We start from the raw sequence: 17,480 nt of genomic DNA on the forward strand, positions 1-17,480 counted from the left end.
GGCTATCGTTTTAAGCCCGCAGCAATGCCCAGCATATCGTCGGAAGTAGTAATTGCTTTAGAGTTTATTTCATAAGCCCTTTGCGCCACAATCATATTTACCATTTCTTCTACTACTTGTACATTAGACATTTCTAGATAGCGTTGTAAAACACTACCCGCACCATCCACTGTGGGATTGCTTACGGTCGGTACGCCCGAGGCTGGTGTTTCTTTAAATAAATTTTGTCCAATAGCATCTAACCCAGCTGGATTAATAAAACGTGCAATTTCCAATTGAGCAATTTCTTCACTAGTCGTTTGCCCAGGGATTTTTACCGAAACACGCCCATCAGCGGAAATTGTAACACTAGTTGCGTTTTCTGGAATTACTACCGCTGGCTCTAAAGGATAACCATCGGCAGTCGTTAAACGTCCATCTGCATCAATTTTAAAGGAACCATCCCGCGTATAAGCGATTTCTCCATCCGGCATCGTAATTTGAAAAAAACCATCGCCTTGAATCGCCATATCTGTAGCATTCCCAGTTTCTTGAAAATTGCCTTGCGTATACAGTCTGGTATTGGCAACATGCTTTACCCCATGTCCCATTTCTAAGCCAGTAGGTACTTGGTTATTATCCCCACCCGTAGTTGTCCCAGCTGGTCGTAAGTTTTGATACATTAAATCTTGAAATTCTGGGCGATATTTTTTAAAACCTGTAGTGTTAACATTCGCCAAGTTATTAGAAATTACATCAATATTAGATTGTTGTGCCCGCATGCCAGTGCCTGCAGTCCATAGTGATCGCATCATAGTTTTTTGTCACTCCTTTAGCCTTTAGCTACTTCATTAATCGCCCGATCGGTTATTTGATCTTGGCTTTGTACTGCTTTAGAGTTGATTTCGTAAGCCCGATAACTACTAATAAGGTTAACCATTTCTTGGACAATATTAATATTAGACGTTTCTAGAGACCCTTGATGAATTCTACCGGTAAACGGTACTTGATTAGCATTTTCTGGAGCAACAAATAAGGTACCAGCTTGCTTGCGCAGTAAATTTTTATTATCAAAATCCACAATTGCCAATAACCCAATTTCTTGATCGCCGTTATATACAGTGCCATCAGTAGATATGGTAAGTGGTAACTCATCATCAATTTTTACTAAAGGTACGTTGCCCGCACCTAGAACACGATAGCCTTCGGCATTAACAATTTCTTGATTACTATTTAAAGTAAAATTACCCGCTCGCGTATATCTTAACCCCTGGGGAGTTTCGATTGTAAAATACCCAGGTCCTTCTATCGCGATATCTAAGGTATTATCAGTAATCTTCATAGCTCCAGCCGCATGGCTGACAAAATTCTCATCATTTATAACGCCAAAACCCATGCGTCCAATTGGTGGTTTTTCCCCTTTATCAGCCTGATCGTTAATTCGCTTGATAAGTTCATTATTAAATTCTTTGGTAATGTTTATGTCCTTTTTATAACCCGCAGTATCAGCATTAGCCAAATTATTAGCAATTGTATCGGTACGATAACCTTCCGCAATCATCCCTGAGCCCGCAGTATAGATTCCTCTTAACATAAGTCACCCCTTATTTTGCAGCACTTGCCTTTTGTAAACTAGTTAAACTATCTTGTAATTTTTCAATATCTTCTAACGCTTTGCCCGTCCCTAAAGCAACACATTCTAAAGGGTTTTCCGCCAAATAGGTAGTAATACCTGTTGCTTCTTGAATAACCTTATCTAAGCCATTTACCATCGCTCCACCACCAGTCATTACAATGCCACGATCAATAATATCCGCAGCTAATTCTGGCGGAGTATGCTCCAACACATACTTTACGCGTTCTACAATTGCTTGCGTAACCTCTGCCAAAGCTTCGCGTGTTTCTGCCGAAGTTATTCTTAGCGTTTTAGGCAACCCTGATACTAAATCACGGCCTCTAATTTCAATAGCTTCGTTTCTCCCTGTTTTAGATACCGTGGCCACACTAATTTTTATTTCCTCTGCAGTTCTTTCGCCAATCAAAACATTATATTCTTTTTTCACGTAGCGGATTAAGGAATCGTCAAACTTATCGCCACCAATACGCAAAGAATCACTTACTACAATCCCACCCAAACTCAATACGGCTACATCGGTTGTCCCACCACCAATATCAACCACCATCGAACCATATGGTTCCGCAATATTTAAACCAGCACCCAAAGCTGCCGCTAATGGTTCTTCAATCAGATAGGTTTTCGATGCCCCCGCTTGAATCGTTGCTTCTAAAACTGCCCGCTGTTCTACAGTTGTAACTCCTGAAGGAATACAAACCATAATCCGCGGCTTGAAAAACAAGCTCTTGCCAGCAACTTTTTGAATAAAATGTCTTAACATGCTTTCTGTGGTATCATAATCAGCAATAACCCCTTCCCGTAACGGCCGAATCGCTACAATATTCCCAGGAGTTCTACCTAACATTCTTCTAGCCTCTTCACCTATTGCCACAACTTTATTGGTATCGCGGTCTAAAGCTACTACCGATGGTTCATTTAAAACCACACCTTTACCTTTAATAAACACTAATACATTCGCTGTTCCCAAATCGATCCCTATATCTAAAGATTTAAACATCTTTGTTTTTCCCCACTTTCATTACATAAGTTAACTAATTATAACATATCTATCATACATTTTATCGTAAATAAAGCATTTTTTCTATAGCACCAAAGTACACTTTTCTGAAAAAAATATAAAAAAGTTATGAGCATGTTTGTATGCCATAACTTTTTTATTATGATTAAGCTTTAACTCTTCTAATGTCCGCTCCTAATGTACAAAATTTATCTACTATTTTTTCATAACCACGATCAATATGATGAATGCAACTAATTTCGGTTTCCCCTTCAGCTACCAAGCCCGCAATAACTAAAGCTGCCCCAGCTCGCAAATCTGTAGCTTTTACCTGACAGCCTGTTAAGCGCTTCGTGCCTTCAATAACAGCACTGCGACCATCTATTTTGATGCTCGCCCCCATTCGTCTTAATTCATCTACGTGCATGAACCGATTTTCAAACACTGTTTCCGTAACCAAGCTAGTTCCTTGCGCAATGGTCGTCAAGGCCATCACCTGGGCTTGCATATCTGTAGGGAAGCCTGGATAAGGCAAGGTTTTAATGTCAATTGCCTGCAAAGGTTTGTCTGCACTTACCCGAACCCCATTAACATCTTCTTCAACAACTGCACCAGCTTCACGCAACTTAGCAATTAGTGGTTTTAAATGCTCACAATACACGTTATCTACGCGCACGTCACCACCCGTCATCGCTGCCGCAACCATATAGGTTCCAGCTTCAATTCTATCAGGAATAACGGTATGTTCCGAACCTTTTAGTCCGGCCACGCCATCAATGCGAATCACATTTGTACCTGCGCCCCTAACTCTAGCACCCATTACATTTAGATAGTTGGCTAAATCTACAATCTCTGGTTCTTTAGCTGGATTTTCTAAAATAGTTTGCCCTTGAGCCATCGCCGCCGCCATCATGATATTTTCCGTAGCACCTACACTAGGAAAATCCAAATAAATATTAGTGCCAACTAAACCGTTCGGTGCTAAGGCTTCGATGTACCCATGCCCAATTTCTATTTTTACCCCTAAAGCTTCAAATCCTTTTAAATGGATGTCGATTGGCCGCATTCCAATTGCACAACCGCCAGGTTGAGAAATTTTAGCCCGACCACAACGTGCTAATAACGGCCCCATCACTAAAAAGGAAGCGCGCATTTTGCGTACTAAATCATAAGGAGCTTCACAACTAGTTATTTCACTACTATCTATATATAACGAGGAATTGTCTCTTTTTTCTACCTTAATTCCCAAGCACTCTAGAACTTGACAAATTGTATGTACATCATCTAGATCTGGAATTTCACACAGCAAGCTCGGTGTTTTTCCTAAAATTGAAGCCGCGATAATTGGCAATACTGCATTCTTAGCGCCACTCGCCTTAACAGTGCCAACCAATCTATTTCCACCCTTAACTATCAGCTTTTCCACCAATAAATCCTCCCAAATTTTAATAGCAACCTTTTCTTAATACTCTAACAATCCTACAAACTAGAGAAATTTAAGAAAAGAACAGTTCATCTAGGAATTATAACATAATAAAAAAAATTTTTCTACGCAACAATTAATTTTTGTCAAGAAATTTAAGCTTATTTTAATATTTTTTAATTTGCTAAAATACAAAAAAGTTGCAATGTAAAATTGCAACTTTTTAAATATGTATAACCGTGGCAAATAACCACATATAAAAAGGGATAACGAGCATTGCTAATAACGTTGAAACTGTAGTTAGCATCGCCGCATATTCAGCATCAACATTATAATATTTAGCAATAATTGCACTTTGCGTCATTACCGGCATCGCCGCTTGAATAACAAACACCTTAAACATTAAAGTATTCGGTACTGGCCACAGTTGATGCAAGCCAATAACTAAAATTGGTGCAAGTAAAAATCTCGCCCCTAAAGCTAAAAAAATGTCCTTATCAAAATAAGACCAAGTCAATTTAATCCGACTAATCGCAATCCCAATAAATAACATTGATAACGGTGTCGTCATACTCCCCAAATGCTTGCAAGTTTGTAGTACTGCCTCAGGTAAAGGAATTTTAAACAACACAATTATCACCGCAATTATAAAACCTAATAGTGGCGGTGAAAAAATTTTTTGCACTGTGGCTACAGACAAAAATTCGCGCCAGTTTTTGTGCGGCTCCTTCTCCGTAGCAATAATATTTACGGCAATCACCCAAAAAGCCACAGTATTGACAATATAATAAATCAAGACATAAGGTACACTGCTTTCCCCAAATAAAGCCAAGTTTATTGGCAAACCAATAAAAATTGTATTGGAAACATAGAAAGTGGAATGTAACAAGCCACGCCTGCCAGCGCGCACCTTTGCAATTTTCACAACTATCGCGCCCACAATAATACAAATTGCCGCGGCCACAATCGGCAAGAACATCCCCGCACTCAACTCAATCAATTGTTCTTTGGTAAAAGTATGAGAAATGTTATAAATCATTAGACAAGGCAAAGCCACCCCGGTAACTAGCTTGGCAATTAGCTGGCTGCCTTCATCGCTAAACCACTTCAATCTAGCTAAACCCCAGCCCGTACTGATTAGAAGCACAATGCTCAAAATATTATTTAAAGCTCCAAAAAAGACCTGCATTTCACGCCTCTTTCATTGTTATTCTTGCTCAGCAAGTTTTGCTTTCATCCATTCTGTCATTGCCATTTTCCCAAAATCATACCACTCTTGACAAACGGTATATTTGGCAATATAGGCATTCCAATTTTCCTTAGGAATTTTTTCCACCTCGGAAAGACTCATAATCCCAAAACCGCCTGTAAAAATAAGCTCATCTAAGGATTGTAGTTTGCTGTTTTTTTGCATGAACTCATCGGTAAATAAATCACGATATTGCACTGCGGCCAATAATTTGGCTAAATTTTCATCTTCACTAAATTTTTTTAATAAATCTTTAAATTCTTGTTCTTGTACATCAGTTAGCATTTTTACTTTTCTCCTATAACTATCTTCTATTACTTAGCAAAAACAAAGTTTTGTTTTGCGCTATCCCAGAATATTTTTATTTCAGCAGCATTACTGGCTAAATTCATAATAATTTCGCTTTTTTCATTGAGTTGCAACGGCATTTTCATAACTTCTGTTTCTGCAAAATTAACCAATTTCAAAACCGCTAAATTTCCCGCTTGATTTTCGCCAATAATACTTATAGTTTTCAAAAGTTGCTTGCTATTACCCTTTTCTTCATAACCAATAATTACTAAATCCTCATGTTCTGCGTCACGCAACTTTAAATTATAAACTAGATAGTTTTCACTGCCAAAAATATGCTGTAAAAACAAACTATTGTTTTGTTGCCAAACTCCTACTGCTAAAAAAGTTTCCGCTTTCGGAGTTTTTAATTTTTTTAGAACTATTTCCGGTGTATAACCTGGACTAAACTCTACTTGTAAATCATTTTTCAAAACACCAGCTACACTAAAAGTATTCGCTGCTAAAAAATGTTTGCTTGCAGCTTGGGCCGAAACTGGCAGAAATATTAGGCAACAAATTAAAAGGCCTACTCTAAACATTACTCAACCTCCCTTTCCAGCGACACATTTTGTCGCATCTGCTTCTTTAATTTATTTTCTTGACGACGTTGTTGGAAAAAATTTTTCAAGAGTTGGCGACATTCTGCTTCACACACCCCACCTTGCACTTCAATTTGGTGATTTAAAAGTGGGTGCGTTAAAATATTAAACAACGAATGTACTGCTCCTGCCTTAGGATCTAAAGCTCCATAAACTACGCGTTCTACCCGACTTAAGACTAAAGCTCCCGCACACATAACGCATGGTTCTAAAGTCACATATAAAGTACAGCCCGTAAGCCGCCAACTATTAAGTTGCTTGCAAGCCGCCTGAATAACCATTAATTCTGCATGCGCCGTAGCATCTTGATTATTTTCTCGTAAATTGTACGCCTGCGCCACTATCTTATCGTCTTTTACCAACAACGCTCCGATTGGCACTTCCCCTTGGGCTTGTGCCTGCAATGCCAATTGTATTGCCTGTTGCATATATTTTTGATCGCTATCACCCTTTGACATTGCTATTATCCAACTTCAATTTATAATTATAACGCATATACACGGCAACGGCTAGAGCAATTAAGTATAAAATCACAAAGACATATAAAACTTGTGTGTAACTGTGAGTTACTTCCCGCAACCAAGCAATAAACAGCGGAGCAAACAATCCTGCCAACGCCCAAGCCGTTAAAATATGCCCATGAATAACACTAAGTTCCCGCATCCCAAAAACGTCACTAATATAGGCAGGAATAGCTGCAAATCCGCCTCCATAACAAGTCATTACAAGATATAAAATTGATGTAAACAAATGCACATCGAAATCACTCATTAAATAAAAGCCCAAAATTTGCAACAAGAAAAATATTATATAGGTATTAGGACGACCTACATAGTCCGAAAAAGAAGACCAAAGAATTCTGCCTAAGCCATTAAACAAGCCAATAAAACCCACCATCGTAGCCGCAGTAGAACTATTCATCCCAATCATTTCTTGCGCCATAGGTGAAGCAATAGAAATAATTGCAATCCCACAAAAAATATTAATAAATAACATTAACCACAAAGCATAAAATTGCCAACGGCGTAAAGCGCGTTTCGCGGTATAACCTTTAGAGAGAATTCTGCTTGCCGCATGATGTTCTACAAATTGGGGCAGTTTGAACTGTAAAGCTGAAATGGTCATAACCACCAGATAAATTGCACCCATAACTACTGGTACATAATATAAAGGTAAATAGCCCATTAAAGTTTGAATTAATGGACCAGCAATCATCGCCGCAAAGCCAAAACCCATAATTGCACAGCCAGTCGCAAAGCCTCGATTTTTAGGAAACCATTTAACTAAAGTACTAACCGGCGTAATATAACCAATCCCCAGGCCAATACCACCAATCGCACCATAAAACAAATATAAAAGTGGTAAACTTTTTAGATAAATAGCTAAGCCCGTGCCAAACATCCCCGTTACATAAAAAAAGGTAGCCGCTAAACCAGCTTTTTTCGAACCATGTTTTTCCACATATTTACCTAAAAAAGATGCCGAAAAACCCAAAAACAAAATGGCAATACTAAATGCGAACTGCACGTCTTTTAAGCTTACACCCATGTACTGCATAATGGGTCGCGTAAATACCGACCACGCATACACCGCGCCAATACAAATATGTATTCCCACAGCAGCCAATACAATTATCCATTTTTTGTCCATAGGAACACCTCCGTTTCCTAAAATAATTATGCCTAACATTATAACACTTTCTCTCCAACCTCGCTATATTTAGCCTCGAAGATACAATATTCTTTGCTTATCCAAGCAGTTTGTTATTGGAAGCAAAATAGCTTATAATTAAACAAAAACTATGTTTAGGTGATATTATGCAAAAAATACAATTAACTTTCCCTTCGAACCGTTCCCTTTTTTTCTATTTGACTAGAAAAAAAGTAAAAAACATAAACCTCAAAATAACTGCCGATGCCCTGGTGCAAGTTTCTGCGCCCGCCAAAACCAGCTTAGAGTTTATTAAATCTTGGTTAATTAGCAAGGAAAACTGGTTATTTAAAAATCTCAACAAAGTTACTCTTAATCAGCAAGTAGCCAACCAGCATAGCAAAATTTCCGCTAATACCATTTTACTTTTAGGAGTTCCCAAATCCCTTCAAATAGTAGCCGCTCCTAAAGTCCAATTACAAGTTCAAGAAGATAATATTGTGCTAAAATTACCAGAAAATAAACTTGCGACTCACCCGCAATTTTTAGCTCGTGAACTACGCAAATTTGCCTATCAAACCTTTCAACAACTTTTAGATGAATTTGAACCACTGCTTAGGGAGCATCAACTTCCTTATCCTAATTTAAAAATTCGCAAAATGCGAGCTCGTTGGGGTTCTTGTCATCTATTTAGCCAAACGATAACACTCAATACTAGTTTAATTCATGCTCCCAGTGAATGTATCCGCTATGTGCTTTGCCACGAATTTGCGCACTTAAAACATTTTCATCATCGCCAACCTTTTTATAATTTTTTAAGCCAACTTTATCCAAATTGGCGCGAACAACGTAATATTTTAAATCGCCACTACAAATTTATCTTAAACTAGCTCCACCGCTCAGCATCGGACTACACAAGAAATACTCGCCAGCTGTAGTTATAGTTTTTGCGCAATTCTGCGCTAAGGAATAGCCCCTACTTGTTATGCTAAATGTTGTATTGGCCTAACAAGTAGGGGCTATTCCTTAGCGATATAAAAATTGCTCTTTCTTTTTTGCTATTTTTCAAGCTAGATATAAGGAAATTTAAAGCGAAAATGGCGTCGCCCTAATTTTTTAGGCGGCGCCACTTAACTTATTGTTCAATTTTAGAAGAAAAATCTTAGATAAGAGTAAACCATTTTTACATCTTGATCTGTACCTGCTTGTTTGTCTTTACCATCAGCGTAAGCTACATGTAATTGAATATTTTTTTGCACAGCATAATCAGTACCAATTTCAAATGCTTTAATGCCTACATTATCATACATTGGTAAATCTAAAGTAGTAGATAATGTTGTTCCAGCTGGTAAACTATAGTAGCGCGCATAAGCACCCCAACTACCTTTTTTGCTTAAATCCATGCCTTTATAATCTACATTAGCAATCCAACCTGTTTTACCAGTGTTTTGCAAATCTTTTTCAGTTTTCAAATATTCTGCCCACATACCTACATTTTTATCAAAGGTATAATTTGCAGCTAACTCATATACTTGGTTATCATATACATTAGCACCTACTTGATTTACGCCCAAAGTCGCACTTTTAGAATCTAAATCAAAATAAGCAGCTTTTAAAGCTAATTTATCAGTAGCTTGGTAGCCAAATTCCACACCCATAGTTGTTACATCACGACCAGTTGTAAAGTCCGTATAGCCAGCTTCACCACTGCTCATCCGTCCATATACTAGTGTTGTTTTTAATACATTGCCAAAGCTAGCAGTAATACCATCCATATCATCATCGTAGAAAATACCATTTACTGGAGTATAGCAGAAACGACCAACATTAACAGCCACATCGTCAATATTACCAGCTACATAGGCCCGTTCTACAGTTGTATTGCTTTCGGTACCTCCACGACCATTCGTCGTCAAATCTTGCGTGTTTTGCAACATTGCTACCGCTTTAAAATTTTCATTTACTTGGCCGTTAAAATAAAGTCTACTCCGCATTTGAGTTGCGTCAGTTTTTGTAGTTACACCATTAACTTTGGTTTTAGTATTTTTATAGCTAAGACGCATATCACCATTAAGCGTTACATTGTCCGCATTTTTTTCTAATTTAGCCACACGCACACCTAAATTGTTCAATTCTGCAGAAAATTCTGCGGCTAATTTTGCCAACATTGCTTGTTGAGCAGCATCAGCCTTATCAGCTTTCACCATAGCCTTCGCTACCATTTGTGCCATTTCATAACGGGTAATACTTTTACCGCCCCGGAAAGTATCATCACCATAACCATCAATTACCCCTGCTTGAGCAAGTTTGCTTACAGATGCATAGGCCCAATGATTAGCTGGTACATCAGAAAATGGATTAGCAGCAAACGCTGTACCTGCAATCCCTAAAGATAAAGCCATTGCCAAAACTAAAGATTTTTTCATGTAAATAACCTCCACAAATATCTTATTCATCTTTTCCCGAGCTTGTAATCAGGGCTATTTACAATTATAAGTTTCCACGTTTCCTTATATTCGTCAAATTCGCAAACACTAGAGTTACAGACACCACAGAAAAGATGTTGTTATCTTAACATATTTGTAAGCGTTAGGCAATATTAATCGTTTCAAAAATACATTTGTTCCTGTTTTGCATAAAAAAATACTGTATTTAGAAAACTTCTAAATACAGTATTTATAAATTTCAATTCAAATTAGAAGAAGAATTGTACATTTGAGTAAATCATTTTGGAATCAGTATTATTAACATCTTTTATGTTAGTTTTGCCATCAGCATACGCTAAGTGCATAGTAATGTTTTTTGCTAACGCGTAGTCAGTACCGATTTCAAAGCCTTTAATACCACTCATTGTATTACCATTTGGATAATCAAAAGTAGTAGCTAGCATTGTACCTGCTGGTAAATCATAGTAAGTTACATAAGCGCCCCAGCTACCTTTTTGCGCTGCATTTACACCTTTATAGCTTAAGCTAGTTGCCCAGCCATCTTTACCAGTGTTCGCAAAATCTTCTTTAGAATTAATATACTCTGCCCACATACTTACATTTTTGTCGAAAGCATAGCTAGCTGAAAATTCCGCTACTTTGTTATCATTGATTGCTAAACCATTATTATAACCAAGCGCTTCATTCTTTTTAGCATCTATACTAAAATAAGCCGCTTTAACTCCTAATTTATCAGTTACATCATAAGCCATTTCTACGCCAGCTGTATTTACTGCTGCAGCATCCATGTTTTGATAACCTTCACCAGAAGTCATCCGACCATAGGTTAAAGTAGTTTTTAGTTTGTTACCAAAGCTAACAGCTACCCCATCCATATCATCATCGAAGAAAATACCATTTACTGGTAAATAATCAAAACGACCTGCTTTAACTTCTACGCCATTAATATCGCCAGTTACATAAGCACGTGCAAATTCGGTGTTACTTTCATCGCCACCACGACCATTAGTTTTTAGGTTTTGTGTGTTTTCTAACATCGCTGTCGCTGTAAAGCTGTCATTGATTTCGCCATTAACAAACAAACGACTTCTTAATTCTGCATTATGGCTTCTTTCTTTGTTAGCGCCAGTTTTATGTTCGTAGTTCATATAACGGAAACGCATTTCACCGCCGATAGTTACGTTATCAGCATTTTTTTCTAATTTAGTTACGCGTACGCCTAGATTGTCTAATTCAGCAGAAAATTCCGCTGCTAATTTTTCAATCATAGCTTTTTGGCTAGCATCAGCTTTATCAGTTTTAGCCATTGCTTTCGCTACCATTTGCGCCATTTCATAACGAGTAATACTTTTACCACCACGGAAAGTATCGTCACCATAACCATCTACAATACCTGCTTGTGCAAGTTTACTTACAGATGCATAGGCCCAGTGGTTAGCTGGTACATCAGAAAATGGATTAGCAGCAAACGCTGTGCCTGCAATCCCTAAAGATAAAGCCATTGCTAATACTAAAGATTTTTTCATGTACAATAACCCCCAAATAATGTTTTTTAGTCAGGCTTAGTTATTGCTTGTTTAATTATGCTCTTAGTTGCCTCTTAGAGTGTCCTTGTTTCCTCCAAAAATAAAACCATAATTGCAAAATCAACAAACTTTAATTAACCTAGACAAGCGTTATTGTAACACATTTCGCAATATCAATCAAGTTATTTTACACTAACTATTTTCTCAAACCAGTGTTTTTCACAATTTCTTCTGCCAAATGCGGTTTATTCATTGTGTAAATATGGATACCTTGTATTTTCTGAGCACACAAGTCGCTAATTTGCTGTTGAGCATATTCTAAGCCTGCCTGTTCTAAATCTTGCGGTTTATCAGCATATTTATCCAAAAGCACTTGTAATTTCGCAGGGATAGTCGCCCCACATAAACTAGTAATTCTTTGGATTTGCGGCAAAGAAAATACCGGCATAATTCCAGCGCTTAAAGCTACATTAATATTTGCTTGTTGCAATTTATCCATGAACGCATACAACAACTGATTTTCAAAAAATATTTGACTAATCAGCAACTCTGCCCCCGCTGCTACTTTTTCTTTTAAGTATAGTATATCTTGCTCTAGACTACTACATTCAATATGCCCTTCAGGATAAGCCGCCGCCGCGATAAAAAATTGTTGCCGCTTTTTAATTTGGGCAATAAGCTGTTTAGCATATACCGGTGTCGTCAAAGGGGGCGCTTCCGCTGGCAGATCACCCCGCATTGCCAAAATATTTTTCACCCCTCGACTTTGCAAATCATCTAAAATCGCTTCAATTTCTTGGGTAGTATTACTAATGCAGGTTAAATGTGCTAGGGTTTCAATTGCATATGTTTTTTTAATATACTCTGCTATCTCCAAAGTGTTCCGCTGAGTAGAACCTCCGGCACCATAGGTGATACTAATAAAATCTGGCTTTAACAAACTTAGCTGTTTTGTAGTAGTAACAATACTCTCAAAACTCGAGGTTTGTTTTGGGGGAAAAATCTCAAAAGATACTACTGGCTGTCGTTTTTTAAAAAAATCACCTATATACATAAAATCCTCACTTTCTGTGCTAAACTTAACTGTTCCTAATGACTAAAAACGTTCTTGATAAATTGCATATTGATTTTTCGCCAAAGATTTGGCTTTATACATCGCCCGATCCGCTTTTTCATATAAGCTTAGATAATCTTGTCCATGCTCGGGATATAAACTAATTCCCAAACTGCCCGAAACTTCAATTACTTCATTTTGATAACTAAATTTCTTATGGCAAATCCGTAAAATACTCTGCAAATTTTCCACCAATAGTGTCTGGTCAGAAAAATCTTTAATAAATATTAGAAATTCATCGCCGCCAAAGCGACCTAAAATATGCTTTTCACCAAAAAGATCGTGTAATTCTCTAGAAATATCTACTAATAATCTATCTCCGACTAAATGACCCAAACAATCATTTACGCGCTTAAAATTATCTAAATCCAAGAGGACTAACGCACCATTTTGTAAAAATTTATCATTATCTAAATAATCTTCAATTAATAACCGCGTAACAACTTTATTATATAACCCTGTTAACTGGTCTTTCTGAGCTTTATCAATAATTTCTAGCTCTTCCATTTTTTTATCATGAATATTTTTTATACAAGCAATAATCATTAAATGCTTAGTCGCAGTATCTAATACCGGGATAAGGTTACAAGCTAACCATTCGTAATCAGGTTTTCTTATTTTCGAACGATATTCCACATACATATCCGTATTCCCAGCTGCATAAGCTTTAATAATATTCTCTGGCAACATCACTGCTAAATAAGCTTGTCGATCTTCGGGATGCACATATTTATCGGCTATAATTCTAATGTTATCACTATGTTTAGTGCCCATCATTAGCTCAGATTCGCGTTGCCAATATTCATGTCCAGAAATCAACAAATCCGCGGTAACATCAGCTTCAAAAATCCGCCCATTTACACTCTCTAGAGCAAAGCGATATTTTGCTTCATTTTTACGGGCTTGAATAGTCACACTGGCTATTTCTTTAATCAAACGATTAAAAGCCCGTGCAACCAAGCCAATCTCATTATAACGCCGATAATCAATATGGGCTGAATAATCTCCGGCTTGCACTTTATTAATGGCCTTTAAAAAATCATCGCGAATAATATTTAGGCGTTGCCAATAAAAATAATAACTCCCAGTTATCAACGCAAATAATATTAAAATTGACCAAAATAAAAATTGCCGCACTTTATTGATCGGGGCATTGACTTCCGCCTTATCTAGCGATGTCAATACCAACCAACGTGACTGGGGAATTTTTTTGTAATAAGCAAGGTGCGCAATCTTACCAATATTGTAGTTTATAAAGCCATTTTGTTCTTCATTAAGCGCAACTTCATTCCAAATATCGGTAAAAGAATTGGTGTGCATAGCCTCTTGCACGTTATTTTGACTGTTACTGCGCATAGCTACCACACTGCCTTGAGAATCAATTAAATCAATTCGGCCGGTATTAAAAAACTTCCCCCTAGAAATATAAGCTTCTAACATATCCGTATCTAAAACTTGCACAATATAATAAGCTAATTGGCGCGCCTGATAAACGGGATAAGTATATGTAAAAGAATTTAGCTCAGCTTGGCTTTGCGCTACATCACTTACAAAAACACCGATCTGCACATCGCTTTTCAAATCTTGAAAATCATCTAGCCTTTTGCCTACCAAATCCAGCTTATCTGAGAGAATAATTTGTCCATTTAAATCCACAATTTTAATTGTCCCTAAATATTTTTTCTCTCGTAGCTTCTCGCTTAATCTTGTAGCTTGCCCTGGAGCAACCTGCTTATTTTTAAAATTAAGAACATAAGCCTCGACTTCTTCATTGGCAGCAATCGCTAAAGCGTCTATTCGTCGCTTTTCAAAAAAATCGCCGATACTAGAAACTTCGCGCGTAGACATATTAACAATATATTCATTTATTAATTTATTTTGACTATCCGTGAAAATATGCGAAAAAATTATAGCTAAACAGGCTAAGGGAAGAATAGAAAACACAATTAACACGATCATTATATGTTTTTTCAAAGACATTTGTTTATCTCCTTACTTACAATACAAAATAATACCAATTACCTATATATTATAAGGCAACAAGATAAGAATTGTCTATAAAATATTTGTTGATAATAAGTCTTATTTTGCAATTATTTTTTGCTACCACAATAACCTTTGGCAAGTTCCACGGCCTTAATTGCATCAGCGGCATACATTTGCGCTTCAATACTGTTTGCATATTCTTCAGTAACCACGGCCCCGCCAACCATTACCGCACCACTAAAGCTAATGCGCCGCAATGCCTTGATTGTAGCTTGCATGGCTGGTAAAGTTGTGGTCATCAACGCACATAACCCGACGATATCAGGCTTTTCTCGTTCTACGCAAGCAATAACTTCCTCCGGAGAAACATCTTTGCCTAAATCTAGCACTTTAAACCCATTATTACTCAATAGCGCCGCCACAATATTTTTGCCTAAATCATGAATATCGCCCTGAACAGTCGCCAGTAGTACCGTTCCTTGGCTAGGTAAATCTTCTTGTTTAAGATTAGCCTGTAACACATTAAATGCGGCCCGCATGCTTTCTGCTGACAATAGCACCTGAGGTAAAAAGGCTTTTCCCGTAGAAAATTTCTCGCCGATTAGTTGCATCCCCAAACTTAAACTTTCATTAGCTATTTTCAACAGCGGTTGCCCTTGTTCAATTGCTTGCTTGGTTAGCTGCACCGCCCGCTCTTTTTCACCCGTCATAATTGCTTGCGTTAAAACTTGTAAAATATTCTCAGCTGTAACTACCTCGGTTTTAACTACGGGTTGTTCTTGGGCATTAGCCACCATTTGGCTATACTCAAGCCCCTGCTGATCTTTGCCTAACAGTACGGCCAAAGCTGCCGTAGCCTCGGTAATTTGCGGTAAAAGTGGATTAATGATCGGTGAAGTCAACCCCTGTAGTACCGCTAAATTATAAAATGCCAAATTTAAACATTCGCGTTTCGGCAAACCAAAAGAAATATTGCTTAAACCCATTGTGGTTGGATAGCCGAACTTTTGCTTATATAACTGCAAGGTCTCTAGTACTGCTTGAGCAGCTTGGGCATCCGTCGCTACCGTTAACACCAAAGCATCCAGCATTAAGTCCCGCTCGGTTAAACCAGCTTGCTTAGCTTCTCGAACTAACCGCTCAATAATTTCTATACGCTCTGCGGCTGTCTGCGGCAGCTGATTTTCAGTGAGTGGCAATAAAATCACCGCGGCCCCATATTTTTTAGCCAAAGCAAAAATTTTACCTTTTAATTGCTCATTATCACTTACAGAATTTATCAACGCCCGCCCTGGATAATAACGTAACCCTGCTTCAATAACTTCAGGATCGGTACTGTCAATTGCCAGCGGCACGTCTACCAACATCGCTAATTGAGTTACGACCTCACGCATCACCAGTTTCTGATCAATCCCTGGCACACCCATATTTACATCAAGCACGCCTGCACCTGCTGCTACTTGATTTAAAGCTTCACGCTTAACCATACTAAAATCGCCTTGCTTAATTTCCGCGGCCATTAATTTGCGCCCTGTGGGATTAATCCGCTCGCCGATTAGCACTACTGATTCTTGCTGACCAATATTAACAAATTTACTGCGTGAAGCCAAACACATACTCGTAGATTTAATTTCTCTTGTAGGCGCTGTACAAGTTGTCAAAGCTAACTTCATTTGCCGAATATGCTCAGGTGTTGTCCCACAGCAACCACCAATATAAGTAGCCCCGGCTTGCACTAGGCGCTCTACATAAGCCGCCATCTCTGTTGGACTTAGGGGAAATACGGTTTTGCCCTCAACTAGTTTGGGCATTCCCGCATTGGCTTGAACACTAATCGGCAAGCTAGTATGTTGACCTAATTGTTCAATTAAAGGTAGTAATTGGGCTGGCCCTAAAGAGCAATTCACACCTAAAACACTCGCGCCCAGTGGCTCCAAAATTTTGGCCATAGTCACAATATCCGTACCAGTTACGGTGCGTCCATCTTCTTCAAAAGTCATCTGACAAATTACCGGTAAGTCACAAACACTTTTAGCGGCCAATAAGCCCGCCCGCATTTCTTGAATATCAATAATTGTCTCTAATAAAATATAATCCACACCCGCTGCTGCTAAAGCCTTAATCTGGCGAGCATAAGCTTCGACCACTACATCAAAATCTATTTCCCCTAAAGGATGTATTAACTGACCTACTGAACCAATCGAGCCAGCAACCTGTGCTTTGCCAGCGGCTTCAGCTTTGGCTATTTTTACCGCTTGTAAGTTAATTTCTTCCGTCTGTGCTTCTAAACCATATTCTTGCAATTTAAGTGGATTTGCCCCAAAAGTATTCGTTTCAATAATATCGGCACCCGCTTCAATATAAGCTCGATGAATACTAGCTACCACTTCTGGATTAGTTATACACGCATACTCTGGACAAGGCTTGTCGGCCACACCTGCCTGTTGTAACATTGTGCCCATCGCACCATCAAACATTTTTAACTGCATATTTTTTACTCCTTTTAACTTTTCTTAAGTTTTTTCAATAATTTCTTATAAA

At 38.1% G+C, this 17,480-nt stretch carries 15 protein-coding genes; 1 reads left to right on the forward strand and 14 read right to left on the reverse strand.

What is annotated here, in order from left to right; all coding sequences use genetic code 11:
- Positions 1-2 precede the first annotated feature (2 nt).
- From flgG to SUCMO_RS0100540, 9 genes are all read right to left on the reverse strand, one after another.
- On the reverse strand, positions 3-794 hold the full coding sequence (gene flgG / locus SUCMO_RS0100500; protein WP_019878401.1) for a flagellar basal-body rod protein FlgG: 792 nt from the start codon (positions 792-794) through the stop codon (positions 3-5).
- A 17-nt stretch (positions 795-811) separates the two neighbouring features.
- Positions 812-1,573, reverse strand: a complete 762-nt coding sequence (locus SUCMO_RS0100505; protein WP_019878402.1) for a flagellar hook-basal body protein — start codon at positions 1,571-1,573, stop codon at positions 812-814.
- Positions 1,574-1,583: 10 nt separating this feature from the next.
- The gene (gene mreB, locus SUCMO_RS0100510; RefSeq protein WP_019878403.1) at positions 1,584-2,612 is read right to left on the reverse strand and encodes a rod shape-determining protein; all 1,029 of its coding nucleotides are present in this window, start codon (positions 2,610-2,612) and stop codon (positions 1,584-1,586) included.
- 166 nt (positions 2,613-2,778) lie between these two features.
- Positions 2,779-4,038: a UDP-N-acetylglucosamine 1-carboxyvinyltransferase gene (gene murA, locus SUCMO_RS0100515; protein ID WP_019878404.1), complete on the reverse strand. Its 1,260-nt coding sequence runs from the start codon at positions 4,036-4,038 to the stop codon at positions 2,779-2,781.
- A gap of 220 nt (positions 4,039-4,258) precedes the next feature.
- Positions 4,259-5,224 carry an AEC family transporter gene (locus SUCMO_RS0100520; RefSeq protein WP_019878406.1) on the reverse strand — a complete coding sequence of 322 codons (966 nt, stop codon included), beginning with the start codon at positions 5,222-5,224 and terminating at the stop codon, positions 4,259-4,261.
- Positions 5,225-5,242: 18 nt separating this feature from the next.
- Complete coding sequence (locus tag SUCMO_RS0100525; RefSeq protein WP_019878407.1) at positions 5,243-5,569, reverse strand: hypothetical protein; 327 nt, start codon at positions 5,567-5,569, stop codon at positions 5,243-5,245.
- A gap of 29 nt (positions 5,570-5,598) precedes the next feature.
- Positions 5,599-6,156 (reverse strand): hypothetical protein, encoded by a 558-nt coding sequence (locus tag SUCMO_RS0100530; RefSeq protein ID WP_019878408.1) that lies wholly within the window; start codon positions 6,154-6,156, stop codon positions 5,599-5,601.
- On the reverse strand, positions 6,156-6,674 hold the full coding sequence (gene tadA, locus SUCMO_RS0100535; RefSeq protein WP_019878409.1) for a tRNA adenosine(34) deaminase TadA: 519 nt from the start codon (positions 6,672-6,674) through the stop codon (positions 6,156-6,158). The genes SUCMO_RS0100530 and tadA overlap by 1 nt, the downstream gene beginning before the upstream one ends.
- Complete coding sequence (locus SUCMO_RS0100540) at positions 6,661-7,866, reverse strand: L-lactate MFS transporter (RefSeq protein WP_028953810.1); 1,206 nt, start codon at positions 7,864-7,866, stop codon at positions 6,661-6,663. Before SUCMO_RS0100540 ends, tadA begins: the two co-directional genes overlap by 14 nt.
- Positions 7,867-8,084: 218 nt before the next feature.
- On the opposite strand from SUCMO_RS0100540, the gene SUCMO_RS10850 reads away from it, so the two are divergent.
- Positions 8,085-8,756: a M48 family metallopeptidase gene (locus SUCMO_RS10850; protein WP_169336610.1), complete on the forward strand. Its 672-nt coding sequence runs from the start codon at positions 8,085-8,087 to the stop codon at positions 8,754-8,756.
- Between the two features lie 258 nt (positions 8,757-9,014).
- On the opposite strand, the gene SUCMO_RS0100550 is transcribed toward SUCMO_RS10850, so the two are convergent.
- The 5 genes from SUCMO_RS0100550 to SUCMO_RS0100570 all read right to left on the reverse strand — a co-directional run bounded on the left by SUCMO_RS0100550 (position 9,015) and on the right by SUCMO_RS0100570 (position 17,428).
- The gene (locus SUCMO_RS0100550) at positions 9,015-10,292 is read right to left on the reverse strand and encodes an S-layer homology domain-containing protein (RefSeq protein WP_019878412.1); all 1,278 of its coding nucleotides are present in this window, start codon (positions 10,290-10,292) and stop codon (positions 9,015-9,017) included.
- Between the two features lie 269 nt (positions 10,293-10,561).
- The gene (locus tag SUCMO_RS0100555) at positions 10,562-11,839 is read right to left on the reverse strand and encodes an S-layer homology domain-containing protein (protein ID WP_019878413.1); all 1,278 of its coding nucleotides are present in this window, start codon (positions 11,837-11,839) and stop codon (positions 10,562-10,564) included.
- A 196-nt stretch (positions 11,840-12,035) separates the two neighbouring features.
- Positions 12,036-12,893: a methylenetetrahydrofolate reductase [NAD(P)H] gene (gene metF, locus SUCMO_RS0100560; protein ID WP_019878414.1), complete on the reverse strand. Its 858-nt coding sequence runs from the start codon at positions 12,891-12,893 to the stop codon at positions 12,036-12,038.
- Positions 12,894-12,935: 42 nt separating this feature from the next.
- A complete protein-coding gene (locus SUCMO_RS0100565; RefSeq protein WP_019878415.1) occupies positions 12,936-14,933 on the reverse strand; it encodes a sensor domain-containing diguanylate cyclase in 1,998 nt (665 codons plus the stop codon).
- 113 nt (positions 14,934-15,046) lie between these two features.
- The gene (locus SUCMO_RS0100570; RefSeq protein WP_019878416.1) at positions 15,047-17,428 is read right to left on the reverse strand and encodes a homocysteine S-methyltransferase family protein; all 2,382 of its coding nucleotides are present in this window, start codon (positions 17,426-17,428) and stop codon (positions 15,047-15,049) included.
- Positions 17,429-17,480: the final 52 nt, after the last annotated feature.

Source organism: Succinispira mobilis DSM 6222, assembly GCF_000384135.1.
GTDB lineage: Bacteria > Bacillota > Negativicutes > Acidaminococcales > Succinispiraceae > Succinispira > Succinispira mobilis.